Consider the following 13,161-nt stretch of genomic DNA (forward strand, 5'->3'; position numbering starts at 1 on the left):
CCGGCGGTCGTCCTGCCCTCCATCCCTGCACAGCGGTGCTCCCGCTGTCCACGGCTGTTCCCGGGGCGGACGAGCCGCCGCCCGTCCTCCTGCCACCATATGCTAAGCGTGCTGATGACTGCGCGGGTGCGGTGCAGAAATCGGCCGGCGCCCTGTGTGAACGCGCCGAAGCTGGGTACGGGACCACTAGCCGCAGGCTGCGAACGGGCCGCGGCGGTACACGACATCAAGGAGAGCAATGTCCATCAACTCCCAGGCACACCCCCTGCTTGATGTGCAGGACGACGAGTCCATCACCATCCACGACCCCAGCGACGGCAGCGAGGTGGGCACGCTCCCGTGCGCCGCCCGTGAGCAGGTGGCACTCGCGATCTCCCTCGCCCGCACGGTCCAGCCCGAGTGGGCGGCCACGAGCCCGGCGGACCGCGGTGCAGCACTTCGCCGGGCGGCAGCGGCGCTGCGGGCAGGTGCCCGGGAGCTGGCCGAACTCAATACCCGTGAGACCGGCAAACCCCTCGAGGACGCCCTGGGCGGGATCGAGGCAGGGATCTCCACGCTCGAGCAGTACGCCGAACTCGGGCCGGTGCACCGCGGGCTCAGCCTGCGGGGGGCCGTCACCGCAAGCGACTACACGGTCGCCGAGCCGCGCGGGGTCGCCGTGCTGCTGACCCCCTGGAACGATCCCGTGGCGGTGGCGGCCGGCCTGATCGGAGCAGCGCTCGTCACGGGCAACGCCGTCATCCACAAGCCGAGCGAACGATGCCCGCACGTGGGCGAACTGCTCGGGCGCCTGCTGCAGCCGGCCTTCCCGGACGGCGTCTTCACCACCCTGACCGGCGGGGCCGGTGTGGGCCAGATGATCACGATGGAGACGGGCGTGGACGTCTTCGCGCACGTCGGCTCGAGCGCCACCGGAGCGCGGATAGCACGCGCCGCATCCCTCACGGGTGCGCATGTCCTCCGCGAGAACGGCGGCAACGATCCGCTGATCGTCGACGCCGATGTGGACCCGGTGTGGGCGGCGGGCCAGGCAGCGCTCGGTGCCTTCGCCAACGCGGGCCAGATCTGCACGTCGGTGGAGCGCATCTACGTCCACCGGGCCGTCGCCGAGCCGTTCCTGGCGGCACTGGCCGAGGAGGCCCGCAGCCGCAACACGAGCGGGACGTTCCCGCCGCTGGTGGACCGCCGCATGCGGGACATCGTGGACGGCCAGGTCGGCGAGGCCCTCCGCCACGGCGCGCAGTGCCTCGAGGGTGGCACGGTGCCGGACGGACCGGGCGCGCACTACCCCGCCACGGTTCTCACCGACTGCACCGAGGCGATGACCGTCATGACGGAGGAGACCTTCGGGCCCGTTGCTCCCGTCACCGTCGTGGACAGCTTCGAGGAGGCGCTCCGGCTGGCGGCGGCGGGCCCCTACGGCCTCGCGGCGTCGGTGCTGACCGGCAGCATCGCCCACGCCCAGCGGGCCATCGCCGGGCTCGCCGTCGGCACGGTCAAGGTCAATGCGGTGTTCGGCGGCGCGCCCGGCGGATCCGCGCAGCCCCGCGGCATCAGCGGAGCGGGCTTCGGGTACGGCCCGGAGCTGCTCGACGAGTTCGCCCTCGTGAAGGTCGTGCACATCAGCTCACCCCCGCAGGAGAACGACTGATGGACGATGAACTCCTGGACCGCTCCGGCGAGGGTGCGCCGGGTACCGAGGATGAGCCGGGTACGAACGACGGCACCGGCGATCTCGCGGAGGTCCGCGGGCTCGCGGCCTGGGTCCCCGCCGCCATCGCCGATCGTGCTCCGCGCGTCACCGTCGTGGGAGACGCGATGCTCGACGGCTGGTGGAGCGGCACGATCGAACGCTTCTGCCGGGAGGCACCGGCACCGGTCGTCGACATCAGGCGCCGCGACTATGCGGCGGGCGGCGCGGCGAACACCGCCATGAACCTCGCCGCCCTCGGGGCGAGGGTCCGCATGTGCGGCCTGATCGGTACCGACGACGCCGGGCGGCGCCTTCGGGGCATCCTCGAGGATGCCGGCGTGGACACCGCGCACCTCGTGCAGGACCCGCAGGTGGGCACCACCACGAAGTACCGGATCCTCGGGGGGGACCAGGTGATGCTCAGGCTCGACGACACGCACGACGGCCTTCCCGCGGCGGCGATCACCGCGCTCGCCGCCAGGATCCCCGACGCCGTGGCCGGCGCCGACGCCGTCGTCGTGTGCGACTACGGTTCGGGGGCGCTCGGCGAGGAGGTCCGCGCGGCACTCGGCCACGCCTCGAGCATCGAGCCGGGAACGCTCGTCGTCGTCGACGCGCACGACACCGCGGCCTGGTCCGCGCTCGGCCCGGACATCGTCACCCCGAATGCGCAGGAGGCCGCGCAGGTCCTCGCGACGCGCCTGGACCCGCGGTCCGACAGGGCTGCCACCGTGGCCGAACGACGGACCGAGCTCCTCGCGGCCACGAATGCCGCCGCCGTCGTCGTCACCCTGGACCGCGACGGCACGGTGCTGCTCGGACAGGACGGCGAGGAACACCGCACCTGGGCCAAGCCCGCCACCGAGAAGCAGGCCTCCGGCGCGGGGGACACCTTCGTGGCGAGCCTCACGGCTGCGCGCGCGGCCGGCCTGCCGCTCACCACGAGCCTCGACCTCGCGCAGGCCGCCGCCGACGTCGTCGTGCACCGGCCCGGCACCTCCGTCTGCACCACGGCGGACCTGACGGGCCATCTCCAGCAGTTCGCGGACACCGCCCTGGCGACGGCCGACCTCCTGCGCAGGGTCGGGGAGGACCGCGCGGCCGGGAAGCGCATCGTGCTCACGAACGGCTGCTTCGACGTGCTGCACCGGGGCCACACCCGCTACCTCAACCAGGCGAAGCAGCTCGGCGACGTCCTCGTGGTGGCGCTCAACGACGACGACGGCGTCCGCAGGCTCAAGGGTCCCGATCGCCCCATCAACCCGATCGCAGACCGCGCGGGCATCATCGCCTCGCTGAGCTGCGTCGACTACGTCACCGTCTTCGGGACCGACACCCTGGTCCCGCTCATCGAGCTGCTGAAACCCGACATCTATGCGAAGGGCGGTGACTACACCGCCCAGATGCTGGAGGAGGCACCGGCCGTCGAGGCCTGCGGAGGAAGGGTCAGCATCCTCGACTACGTGCCGGAACGGTCCACCGCGGCCGTGGTCCGGAGGATCAGGTCGACACCGGTGGCAGGGGATGCGCCGTGACACCGCGCTGGTCGGGGGAGTGGGCGCTGGACCCGCCCCGGGAGGAAGCCGTCGTCGACGTGCTCATCCCGTCCCTGGGGCGCCCGGCCGAACTCGCGGTGACCCTGTCGGGACTCGCTGCGCAGGAGGGTGTCGCCTTCCGCGTCATCGTGAGCGACCAGACCGACGACGCCGCCGCGTCCCTCGGCCAGCCGGCCGTCCGCGCCATGGTGCGGGTGCTCGAGGCCCAGGGGCGGACGGTCCGGCTCGAGCGCCACCTGCCGCGCAGGGGGCTGGCCGAGCACCGGAACTACCTCCTCGGACTGGCCGGCGCGCCGCTCGTCCTCTTCCTCGACAACGATGTCTGGCTCGAACCCGGGTCGCTGCTCCGCATGGTGGGGGCCCTCAGGGCCGCTGGGTGCGGATTCATCGGGTCCGCCGTCCAGGGCCTGTCCTACCTGGGCGACCGCAGGCCCCACGAGCGCACGGAGCTGGCCCTGTGGCCCGGCGACGAGGTACTGCCGGAGCGGATCCGGCCGGACACCGAGGGCTTCGCCCGCTGGCCCCTCCACAACGCGGCGAACCTGGCACACGCCGCCGCCGAACTCGCCATCCCACCGGGCGGGTGGAGGCTGTACCGCGTCGCCTGGGTGGGCGGATGCGTCCTGTTCGACCGCGAGGCACTCCTGGAGTGCGGCGGATTCGACTTCTGGGACAGGCTCCCGCCCGGCCATGCAGGAGAGGACGTGGCCGCCCAGTGGCGCGTCATGGAACGCTTCGGCGGGGCGGGCATCATCCCCTCGGGAGCCGTGCACCTCGAGGCGCCCACCACGGTGACCGACCGTGCCATAGACGCTGCCCATGTGATTCTGGGCCAGTGACGGTGGTCCCGCCCGGGACCACCACAGAGCAAGGCAATCGAACCGACACGAAGGAGCACCACATGGCAGATCCGAGCCCCATCGACATCCAGAAGGCCCTCGGCGGCATGGACTACCCGGCCTCCAGGGAGGACCTCGTCAAGCACGCGACGGAGAAGGGCGCCGACGACAGCGTCCTCGAGACGCTGGGCAACCTCCCGGACCGCGAGTTCGACTCGCCGACGGACGTGAACAAGGAAGCATCCAAGTAGTACCGGACCGGCGGCGGTGCCCTCCCGCGGGGGACCGCCGCCGTCGCGCGGTTCTCCCGGAAGGACGGCATGAAGAACCAGGCAACGCAGGACGCAGGCCCGGGCCGCCGGAACGGGAAGGAACGGCGTAGGCCCAGGGGTGGCGAGGGTGCGCTGACCGTCATCATCGCCTTCGTCGCCAATCTCCTGGTCGCCGTCGCCAAGACGGTCGCGGCCGCGCTCACCGGCTCCGCCTCGATGACGGCGGAGGCCGCGCACTCGTGGGCGGACACGGGCAACCAGATCTTTCTGCTCATCGCCGAGCGCAAGTCCGGGCGCCTCAGGGACCGCTCGCACCCCATGGGCTACGGCCGCGAAGCCTACGTCTGGTCGATGTTCGCGGCCTTCGGGCTCTTCACCGCCGGGGCCGTCGTGTCCATCACGCACGGCGTCCAGCAACTGCTCGAACCCGAGCCGGCCGAGGGCTACGGCATCGCGTACATCGTGCTCGCGGTGGCCTTCGTGCTCGAGGGGATCTCGTTCAGCCAGGCGTTCCGGCAGGCGCGGAAGGCAGGGCAGGAGCGCGGTACCTCCACGCTGCAGAGCGTCTCGACGACGTCGAACCCCACCCTCCGTGCAGTCTTCGCGGAGGATTCCGCCGCGCTGATCGGCCTCGTTCTCGCGTTCCTCGGCATCCTGCTGCACCAGCTGACCGGCTCACCGATCCCGGACGCCATCGGATCCATCCTGGTCGGCGTCCTCCTCGGGGTGATCGCCGTGATCCTGATCGAGCGCAACCGGCAGTTCCTCGTCGGGCAGGCCGTCTCCGCGGCGCTCCTCGAATCGGTGGCGGCGCGCCTGGCCGCACACGCGAGCATCGAGCGCGTGACCTACCTGCACCTGGAGTACGTAGGACCCGAACGCCTCTACCTCGTGGCCGCGGTGGATCTCGTGGGAGACCGCAGGGAGCACGACGTCGCCGTCGCCCTCCGCGCCGTCGAACGCGACGTCGAGGAGCACGAACGCATCGAGGAAGCCGTGCTCACGCTCTCCACGCCGGACGAGCCGACCCTGACCTTCGGGGCGGGCGCGCGCGTCTGATCCGGGCACCTGATCCCGCGCAGCGGAGGGCCGGGATCCCAGGGGCGGGGTTGTCTGGCCGGGGATCAGACGCCGGTGGCCTCACCGGTCACGTCCGCCGGGGCTGCTGCCGTCGCGTCCCGGACCGCAGCAGGGGATCCGGCGATGTTCACCATCCAGGTGACGCCGAACCGGTCGAGGCACATGCCGAAGCTGTCGCCCCAGGGCGACTCGGCCAGGGGGACGAGCTCGCTCCCGCTTCCTGAGAGGGCCTCCCAGTACCCGCGGAGCTCCGCCTGGTCGTCACCGCTGATCGAGAGGGCGTGGCCCGCCGGCGCGCTGTACTCCATGCTGTTCGGTGTATCGGCTGCCATGAGCACCTGGCCCGAGGGGGTGGTCAGCATCGAGTGCATGACCTTGCCCTGCTCCGCCGGATCCTCGCTGACCTGGTACTCGGCGAAGGTGCTGCGCTGGAGTTCCCCGCCGAACACGGACTGGTAGAAGTCCATCGCCTCGCCGGCCGTGTCCCGAAAGCTGAGGTAGGTGTTGATCGTCGCTGCCATGGTGCCTGCTTCCCGCCCGGTGGCTTCCGCCACGCCTGTTAGGTGATGGGAGCGATTATCGTCCAGCCGGGGCATGCAGGGAAGGCACCCTGCGGCAGTACGGCGCACGACGGCCGCGGGGGCGTGGATCAGGACGGCCACGGCTCGGGACGGGCGCCGATGGCCCCGGCGATCTTCTCCTCGAGGGAGGTGATCGTGGCATCGGGCAGGACGATCAGGCCGTCGAGTTCCCGGCGTGCGCGGCGGTAGGCGGTCTGGCGCTCGGCCGCGGTCGCGGCGTCGTCGATGGCCACCGTGACGAGCTTGCGCGCCCGTTCCAGGCGCTGGCGCTCCTGCGCGCTGAAGCCGCTGGCCCTGACGCGGCGAGCCTCCGTCTCCGCCACCTGGAACGCGACGTCGTAGGAGGTGACGGCGGAACGGTAGGCGGAGAGGTCCTCGGCCGACACGGTCGCGGGATCCGCCGGGCGCAGGGAGTCCGCCTCGCGCTTGGCCCGGAGGAAGGCGACCGTGAGCGGTTCCCGGACATCGGTCATGGTGGGGTAGTCGATCAGCTTCGCGGCGTCGAGCTCGTAGGACAGCCACCGCCGGTCCACCTCGTCATGCCGGCGCCCGACCTGCTGGACATCCCTCTCGCGTCCGTGCGGCTGCTCGGGAGCCTGGTCGGGGCGCCCGGGTGATCCCTGCGCCACGGCGGGATGCTTCAGGCGGTAGAGCTCCACCTTGCGCTCGTGTCGTCGCTCGGCCGCTTCCGACCACGTCCGTCCCCAGACGGCGAACACGCCCGACAGCGGGAAGACCAGCCACCAGTAGTCCCCCGCGAAGGACAGGATCTCGTTCACCCGTCCATCGTAGGCCCGTCCCCGCGGGAACGGAGGTGCGTGCGTCAGTCGTTCGCGTCCTCGCGCCGGGGATGCCGCCTCCGCGTCCTGCGGAAGAGCGACACGAGGAGCAGCACGCCGATGATGAAGTGCAGGAAGGAGAGCGACGGCAGGACGGTCACGAGCAGGACCATCACCAGGGCGAGGAGCACGGCCAGCTGCAGGACCGAGAGGTAGTGCGCCGGGATGGGCCGAGGCCAGGGATGGAAGTCGATGGTGGGCGGTTCGTCCGCCGCGTTCCTGAACATGGGGTCCTCCGGGAGTGGGATACCAGCCATCGTGCAGGAGGAGGGAAACGTGCTGCAACGGGTGATCCGGGGAGGCGGGGACTTGACCGCGGAGCCGGGGCCGTCCCTCGGGGCCGCGCTCGGAACCCGGGAAGAACGAATCCCCGCCCTCCAGGCGGCGAGACCTGAAGGACGGGGATTCGAGGTGCACCCCTCGGGACTTGAACCCGAAACCCATTGATTAAGAGTCAATTGCTCTGCCAATTGAGCTAGAGGTGCTGAGCGTTTTCCCTTCCGATTTCACCCGGTCGGATCATCCGCAACAGCATGAAACTCTACCAGCACTTCGGCCGAAACATGAAACCGGACCCTTGGGCGCCGCCGGCACGGGGTGACCGCACGGGCGGATCGGCCGGGTGTGGCACGGGCCGCGACGCTAGGCTGGCGCCATGACGATGCATCCCGTAGCCGACGACACCCGTCCCGTCCGTCTCCTCAGCGTCCCCTCGGCCGACCTGCGGGACGCCCTGACCGACGCGTCCCCGGGTGTCGAGGTGGTCCTCTGGGACTTCCAGGCCGAACCCGAGGGATTCGATGCCGCGGACCTCGATGCCGCTGTTCTGCCCTACACGGGACGCGCCCACCTCGACGGCGCGCTCGACGCCGCACGCAACCTCACGCTCGTCCAGACGCAGTCCACGGGCTACGACGGCGTCCCGGACCTCGTCGGACCGGATGTCGCGATCGCCACGGCGGCGGGCGTCCACGCGGCGGCGACGGCCGAACTCGCCGTCGGGCTCGCCCTCGCCTCGCTGCGGGGGATAGACGACGCCGTCCGGCAGCAGGCCCAGGGGCAATGGCAGAGCGCGCGCTATCCGGGACTGGCGGACCGCTGCGTCCTCCTCGTGGGTGTGGGCGGGATCGGCGAGGAGATCCGCAAGCGCCTCGTGACCTTCGAGGCGACCGTCACGAGGGTGGGCAGCGCGGCGCGGGACGACGACCTGGGGCACGTCCACGGGAGCGACGAACTCGTCGAGCTCGCTGCGCGCCATGACGTCGTGATCGTGATCACGCCGCTCAGCGACAGCACCCGCGGGCTGATCGGGCGCGAGGTGCTGGCGGCACTTCCGGACGGCGCGCTCCTGGTCAACGTCGCCCGCGGCGCGGTCGTCGATACCGATGCCCTCACGCGCGAGGTCCTGGCAGGGCGGCTCAGGGCGGCGCTCGACGTCGTCGATCCGGAGCCGCTCCCCGAGGACCACCCGCTGTGGAGCGCTCCCGGAACGATCATCACGCCCCACGTGGGCGGCAACACGGAGGCATTCCCGCCCCGGATCCTCGCGCTGCTCCGGCGCCAGGTGGAACTGCTGGGGGAGGGGAAGGAGCCGGACAACCTCGTGCGGCGCGGGGTCTGGGGGTAGTCGGCCTTGGACGAGGACCCGCAACCGGAACTCAGGCCATGGCGATGAACGCGTCCATGAACGAGCTGAAGTCGGCCGCGTCGGCGTCCTGGGCCAGCCGCAGGGGCGTGCCCGGGCCGATATCGAGCACCGGTTCCGCGCCCACCGTGAACCGGAAGGTCCGCCCGGTGCTCGTGCCGACCTCGTAGCTGTCGTCCGCGTCCCACTGCAGGGCGTGCGCGAGGTTGGTCATGTTGATCTCCACGGGCACGCCCGCGCCCGAGATGTCGGTGAGGTCCACCGGGGCGATCATCAGCTCGACGGGTTTCCAGCGGTACCCGACCACGTAGCCCGTCCCCGGTGCCGCCGCCTCCCGGGCGCTCCGCGCCTGGGGAGCCGCGAAGACGAGGTTGTAGTCGCCGTAGTTCGGGATCTGCGTATCGAAGACCAGGCGGAGGGCGTTCTTCAGGCCCTGTCCGCCGTCGATCGGTCGGCCGGTGTCGTGGGGCTCGTCGGGAGTCATATCACGCCGTTGCGGTAGGGGGCTGTCGGGGTGGTACCCGAGAAGTACTCATGGTGCGCTCGGCAGGCGGGCCCCCGATTCGCCCGCGGAACCACACTGTACCGGAGCCCCCGCCGGCGGCACGAGGACCGGGCCGACCGGACGCAGAGCTTTTCCGGGGGCCGGCAAGCGGCTGTAACAGGAGGGTCATATGGCGAAACGTGCCTGCAACACGGGCCTAGACTCGAACCCATGAGCGTGGAATCAACTGTAGACATCAAGCCGAGAAGCCGCGTCGTCACGGACGGCATCCATGCGGCGCCGTCCCGCGGGATGCTGCGTGCCGTGGGCATGGGTGACGAGGACTTCGCGAAGCCGCAGGTCGGTGTCGCAAGCTCCTGGAACGAGATCACTCCCTGCAACCTGTCCCTGAACCGCCTGGCGGAGGGAGCCAAGGAGGGTGTGCGTGACGGGGGAGGGTTCCCGATGCAGTTCGGCACGATCTCGGTGTCCGACGGAATCTCGATGGGCCACGAGGGCATGCATTTCTCGCTCGTCTCCCGGGAGGTCATCGCGGATTCGGTGGAGACGGTGATGCAGGCCGAACGGATCGACGGCTCCGTGCTCCTGGCGGGTTGTGACAAGTCACTGCCGGGCATGCTCATGGCCGCGGCGCGGCTCGACCTCGCCTCCGTGTTCCTGTACGCGGGAACGATCATGCCGGGGTTCGCGAAGCTCGAGGACGGCACCGAGAAGGAGGTCACGCTCATCGACGCCTTCGAGGCGGTCGGCGCCTGCGCCGCCGGGAAGATGAGCCTGAAGGACCTCGACAGCATCGAACGTGCCGTCTGCCCCGGGGAGGGTGCCTGCGGCGGGATGTACACCGCGAACACCATGGCCTGCATCGGTGAGGCCCTCGGGATGTCGCTCCCGGGCTCCGCGGCTCCGCCTTCGGCCGACCGCCGTCGCGACCTGTTCGCCCGGAAGTCCGGCGAGGCCGTCGTCAACCTGCTGCGTCTCGGCATCACGGCCCGCGACATCATGACCAAGAAGGCGTTCGAGAACGCCATCGCGGTCACCATGGCCTTCGGCGGCTCGACCAACGCGGTCCTCCACCTGCTGGCGATCGCCCGTGAGGCCGAAGTGGAGCTGACACTCGACGACTTCACGCGCATCGGTGACCGGATCCCGCACCTCGGCGACCTCAAGCCCTTCGGCCGCTACGTGATGTTCGACGTCGACAAGGTCGGCGGCGTGCCGGTGATCATGAAGGCGCTGCTCGATGCCGGCCTGCTGCACGGCGACTGCCTGACGGTGACCGGCAAGACCCTCGCGGAGAACCTCGCGGAGATCGACCCGCCGGACCTCGACGGCAAGATCCTTCGCGCGCTCGACAACCCGCTGCACAGGACCGGCGGCATCACCATCCTGCACGGCACCCTGGCCCCCGAGGGTGCCGTGGTGAAGAGCGCGGGGTTCGACGCCGACGTCTTCGAGGGCACCGCCCGCGTGTTCGAGCGCGAGCAGGGTGCACTGGACGCGCTCGACGCCGGCGAGATCCGGGCCGGTGACGTCCTCGTCATCCGCTACGAGGGACCCAAGGGCGGACCCGGTATGCGCGAGATGCTCGCCATCACCGGCGCCATCAAGGGCGCCGGCCTCGGCAAGGACGTCCTATTGCTCACCGACGGCCGCTTCTCCGGAGGAACCACGGGCCTGTGCATCGGCCATGTGGCGCCCGAGGCTGTCGATGGCGGCCCCATCGCCTTCGTGCGCGACGGCGACCGCATCCGCGTCGACATCGCGGCGAAGAGCTTCGACCTCCTCGTGGACGAGGCGGAGCTCGAGCAGCGCAGGCTGGGGTGGGAGCCGCTCCCGGCCCGCTACACCAAGGGCGTCCTGGCGAAGTACGCGAAGCTCGTGCACTCGGCGTCCATGGGTGCGTACACGGGCTAGGGATGCGCAGGGCGGCATCCGGGTGGAGGAGACCTTCGCGCCGGGTGCCGCACCGCCGTCCAGCTCCTGGACATCCTGTCCACGATGCGAGACGGGAGGGGGCGCGGTTGACACTCTTTCGCGAGGGCGTGGAAACTACAGGTATGCAGCTCGAATCCGTAGTCGTCGTCCTTATACAGCGCGTGGCCTGAAGCCCGTCCGTAGACGACTGCAGTCACGCGCAACCCCTCGCAGAGCCCGACAAGGCTGAGGGGTTTTTTTGTTGACACACCTGTCGGCACAGAGGAAGCGCGCGGAAGTCAGTCCGCAGTCATAGCTGCAGCAGTGCAGCGAACGTTCCAAAGGAAGTCTGAGATGTCCAAGGGATCGCCCATCAGCCCAGCGCTGCTGGCAGCAAGGCCAGCACCTCCCGCAGCACCTGCGCGTGAGGCCGCGCCCGCCGTCCCGGCGAGCGCCGTCCGCGGCCCGAACAAGGTCATCGGCCCCACCGAGATGCTCGGTTCCGCGGCAATCGTCCGATCCCTCGAGGAACTCGGCGTCGACGACGTCTTCGGCCTTCCCGGCGGAGCCATCCTCCCGACCTACGACCCCCTCATGGCCTCCTCGAAGCTCCGCCACATCCTCGTGCGGCACGAGCAGGGCGCAGGCCACGCCGCACAGGGCTATGCCATGGTGACGGGCCGCCCCGGCGTCTGCATCGCGACATCGGGTCCGGGTGCCACCAACCTCGTGACCGCGATCGCCGACGCCCACATGGACTCCGTGCCGATGGTCGCCATCACGGGCCAGGTCTCCAGCGCCTTCATCGGCTCGGACGCGTTCCAGGAAGCCGACATCGTCGGCATCACCATGCCCATCACGAAGCACTCCTACCTCGTCACGGACGCCCAGGACATCCCCCGCGTGCTCGCCGAGGCGTTCCACATCGCGACGACCGGACGTCCCGGCCCGGTCCTGGTGGACATCGCCAAGGACGCCCAGCAGTCGAAGATGACGTTCTCCTGGCCGCCGAAGGTCGACATCCCCGGCTACCGGCCGGTGGTGCGCGGGCATTCGAAGCAGGTCCGCGAAGCGGCACGGCTCATCCACGCCTCGCAGCGCCCGGTGTTCTACGTGGGCGGCGGCGTCGTCAAGGCGCACGCCTCGGAGGAGCTGAAGGAGCTCGCCGAGCTGGTGGGCGCTCCCGTGGTGACCACGCTCATGGCCCGCGGCGTCTTCCCCGACTCCCACGACCAGCACGTAGGCATGCCCGGCATGCACGGCTCGGTCTCGGCCGTGACGGCCCTGCAGCAGGCGGACCTCCTGATCACGCTCGGCGCACGCTTCGACGACCGCGTGACGGGCGTGCTCTCCAGCTTCGCCCCGAACGCGAAGGTCATCCACGCGGACATCGACCCCGCCGAGATCTCCAAGAACCGCACGGCCGACGTGCCGATCGTCGGCTCGGTCAAGGAGATCATCCCCGAACTGACCGCCGCCGTCCGTGACTCCTTCGAGGCGCAGGAGCGCCCGGACATCTCCGCCTGGTGGAAGACCATCCGCCACCTGCGCGAGACCTATCCGGTGGGCTTCACCCAGCCCGACGACGGCCTGTCGGCTCCGCAGCAGGTCATCAAGCGCATCGGCGAGCTCACGGGCCCCGAGGGCGTCTTCGTCTCCGGCGTCGGCCAGCACCAGATGTGGGCGGCGCAGTTCATCCAGTACGAGCGCCCGCACGCCTGGCTCAACTCCGGGGGCCTCGGCACCATGGGGTACTCGGTGCCTGCGGCGATGGGCGCCAAGGTCGGCAACCCGGACCGCGTGGTGTGGGCGATCGACGGCGACGGCTGCTTCCAGATGACCAACCAGGAACTCGCCACCTGCGTGATCAACAACATCCCCATCAAGGTCGCGGTCATCAACAACTCCTCGCTCGGGATGGTGCGGCAGTGGCAGACCCTCTTCTACGAGGGCCGCTACTCGAACACCGACCTCAACACCGGCCATGACACCGTCCGCGTCCCCGACTTCGTGAAGCTCGCCGACGCCTACGGCTGCGTCGGCCTGCGCTGCGAGCGGGACGAGGACATCGACGCCACGATCGAGCAGGCACTGGCCATCAACGACCGCCCGGTCGTCGTCGACTTCGTGGTCAGCCGCGACTCGATGGTGTGGCCGATGGTGCCCTCGGGCGTCAGCAACGACCTCATCCAGATCGCCCGCAACATGACCCCGACCTGGGAGCAGGAGGACTGACC

At 70.3% G+C, this 13,161-nt stretch carries 12 protein-coding genes and 1 tRNA gene; 8 read left to right on the top strand and 5 right to left on the bottom strand.

Going from position 1 to position 13,161, the window contains the following annotated elements; translation table 11 throughout:
• Nucleotides 1-238 precede the first annotated feature (238 nt).
• From AC1MFI_RS11430 to AC1MFI_RS11450, 5 genes are all read left to right on the top strand, one after another.
• On the top strand, nucleotides 239-1,651 hold the full coding sequence (locus AC1MFI_RS11430) for an aldehyde dehydrogenase family protein (protein WP_479816988.1): 1,413 nt from the start codon (nucleotides 239-241) through the stop codon (nucleotides 1,649-1,651).
• Nucleotides 1,651-3,228 carry a PfkB family carbohydrate kinase gene (locus AC1MFI_RS11435; protein WP_479816990.1) on the top strand — a complete coding sequence of 526 codons (1,578 nt, stop codon included), beginning with the start codon at nucleotides 1,651-1,653 and terminating at the stop codon, nucleotides 3,226-3,228. The genes AC1MFI_RS11430 and AC1MFI_RS11435 overlap by 1 nt, the downstream gene beginning before the upstream one ends.
• Nucleotides 3,225-4,088, top strand: coding sequence for a glycosyltransferase (locus AC1MFI_RS11440; RefSeq protein ID WP_479816992.1), 864 nt, complete (start codon nucleotides 3,225-3,227; stop codon nucleotides 4,086-4,088). Before AC1MFI_RS11435 ends, AC1MFI_RS11440 begins: the two co-directional genes overlap by 4 nt.
• A 62-nt stretch (nucleotides 4,089-4,150) precedes the next feature.
• Nucleotides 4,151-4,339 carry a DUF2795 domain-containing protein gene (locus tag AC1MFI_RS11445; RefSeq protein WP_479816994.1) on the top strand — a complete coding sequence of 63 codons (189 nt, stop codon included), beginning with the start codon at nucleotides 4,151-4,153 and terminating at the stop codon, nucleotides 4,337-4,339.
• A 69-nt stretch (nucleotides 4,340-4,408) separates the two neighbouring features.
• Nucleotides 4,409-5,419, top strand: coding sequence for a cation diffusion facilitator family transporter (locus AC1MFI_RS11450; protein ID WP_479816996.1), 1,011 nt, complete (start codon nucleotides 4,409-4,411; stop codon nucleotides 5,417-5,419).
• 65 nt (nucleotides 5,420-5,484) lie between these two features.
• Here the strand turns inward: AC1MFI_RS11450 and AC1MFI_RS11455 are convergent, their stop codons facing one another.
• The 4 genes from AC1MFI_RS11455 to AC1MFI_RS11470 all read right to left on the bottom strand — a co-directional run bounded on the left by AC1MFI_RS11455 (nucleotide 5,485) and on the right by AC1MFI_RS11470 (nucleotide 7,345).
• The gene (locus AC1MFI_RS11455; protein ID WP_479816998.1) at nucleotides 5,485-5,961 is read right to left on the bottom strand and encodes a VOC family protein; all 477 of its coding nucleotides are present in this window, start codon (nucleotides 5,959-5,961) and stop codon (nucleotides 5,485-5,487) included.
• Nucleotides 5,962-6,089: 128 nt separating this feature from the next.
• Nucleotides 6,090-6,800, bottom strand: coding sequence for a hypothetical protein (locus AC1MFI_RS11460; RefSeq protein WP_479817000.1), 711 nt, complete (start codon nucleotides 6,798-6,800; stop codon nucleotides 6,090-6,092).
• Nucleotides 6,801-6,844: 44 nt separating this feature from the next.
• On the bottom strand, nucleotides 6,845-7,087 hold the full coding sequence (locus tag AC1MFI_RS11465) for a hypothetical protein (protein WP_479817001.1): 243 nt from the start codon (nucleotides 7,085-7,087) through the stop codon (nucleotides 6,845-6,847).
• Nucleotides 7,088-7,272: 185 nt separating this feature from the next.
• Nucleotides 7,273-7,345: transfer RNA gene (locus AC1MFI_RS11470), tRNA-Lys, on the bottom strand.
• A gap of 176 nt (nucleotides 7,346-7,521) precedes the next feature.
• Here AC1MFI_RS11470 and AC1MFI_RS11475 point away from each other — a divergent pair.
• Nucleotides 7,522-8,487, top strand: coding sequence for a 2-hydroxyacid dehydrogenase (locus AC1MFI_RS11475; RefSeq protein ID WP_479820859.1), 966 nt, complete (start codon nucleotides 7,522-7,524; stop codon nucleotides 8,485-8,487).
• A gap of 31 nt (nucleotides 8,488-8,518) precedes the next feature.
• On the opposite strand, the gene AC1MFI_RS11480 is transcribed toward AC1MFI_RS11475, so the two are convergent.
• Nucleotides 8,519-8,989 (bottom strand): hypothetical protein, encoded by a 471-nt coding sequence (locus AC1MFI_RS11480; protein WP_479817003.1) that lies wholly within the window; start codon nucleotides 8,987-8,989, stop codon nucleotides 8,519-8,521.
• A 231-nt stretch (nucleotides 8,990-9,220) separates the two neighbouring features.
• On the opposite strand from AC1MFI_RS11480, the gene ilvD reads away from it, so the two are divergent.
• On the top strand, nucleotides 9,221-10,924 hold the full coding sequence (gene ilvD, locus AC1MFI_RS11485; RefSeq protein WP_479817004.1) for a dihydroxy-acid dehydratase: 1,704 nt from the start codon (nucleotides 9,221-9,223) through the stop codon (nucleotides 10,922-10,924).
• Between the two features lie 354 nt (nucleotides 10,925-11,278).
• Nucleotides 11,279-13,159 carry an acetolactate synthase large subunit gene (locus AC1MFI_RS11490; RefSeq protein ID WP_479817005.1) on the top strand — a complete coding sequence of 627 codons (1,881 nt, stop codon included), beginning with the start codon at nucleotides 11,279-11,281 and terminating at the stop codon, nucleotides 13,157-13,159.
• Nucleotides 13,160-13,161: the final 2 nt, after the last annotated feature.

Source organism: Arthrobacter sp. BC5 (assembly GCF_056680255.1).

Bases quoted from the DNA above. Each gene is read 5' to 3' on its own strand.
- ilvD (WP_479817004.1), top strand. From the start codon at position 9,221: ATGAGCGTGGAATCAACTGTAGACATCAAGCCGAGAAGCCGCGTCGTC.
- AC1MFI_RS11445 (WP_479816994.1), top strand. From the start codon at position 4,151: ATGGCAGATCCGAGCCCCATCGACATCCAGAAGGCCCTCGGCGGCATG.
- AC1MFI_RS11430 (WP_479816988.1), top strand. From the start codon at position 239: ATGTCCATCAACTCCCAGGCACACCCCCTGCTTGATGTGCAGGACGAC.
- AC1MFI_RS11465 (WP_479817001.1), bottom strand. From the start codon at position 7,087: ATGTTCAGGAACGCGGCGGACGAACCGCCCACCATCGACTTCCATCCC.
- AC1MFI_RS11480 (WP_479817003.1), bottom strand. From the start codon at position 8,989: ATGACTCCCGACGAGCCCCACGACACCGGCCGACCGATCGACGGCGGA.
- AC1MFI_RS11450 (WP_479816996.1), top strand. From the start codon at position 4,409: ATGAAGAACCAGGCAACGCAGGACGCAGGCCCGGGCCGCCGGAACGGG.
- AC1MFI_RS11435 (WP_479816990.1), top strand. From the start codon at position 1,651: ATGGACGATGAACTCCTGGACCGCTCCGGCGAGGGTGCGCCGGGTACC.
- AC1MFI_RS11490 (WP_479817005.1), top strand. From the start codon at position 11,279: ATGTCCAAGGGATCGCCCATCAGCCCAGCGCTGCTGGCAGCAAGGCCA.
- AC1MFI_RS11475 (WP_479820859.1), top strand. From the start codon at position 7,522: ATGCATCCCGTAGCCGACGACACCCGTCCCGTCCGTCTCCTCAGCGTC.
- AC1MFI_RS11455 (WP_479816998.1), bottom strand. From the start codon at position 5,961: ATGGCAGCGACGATCAACACCTACCTCAGCTTTCGGGACACGGCCGGC.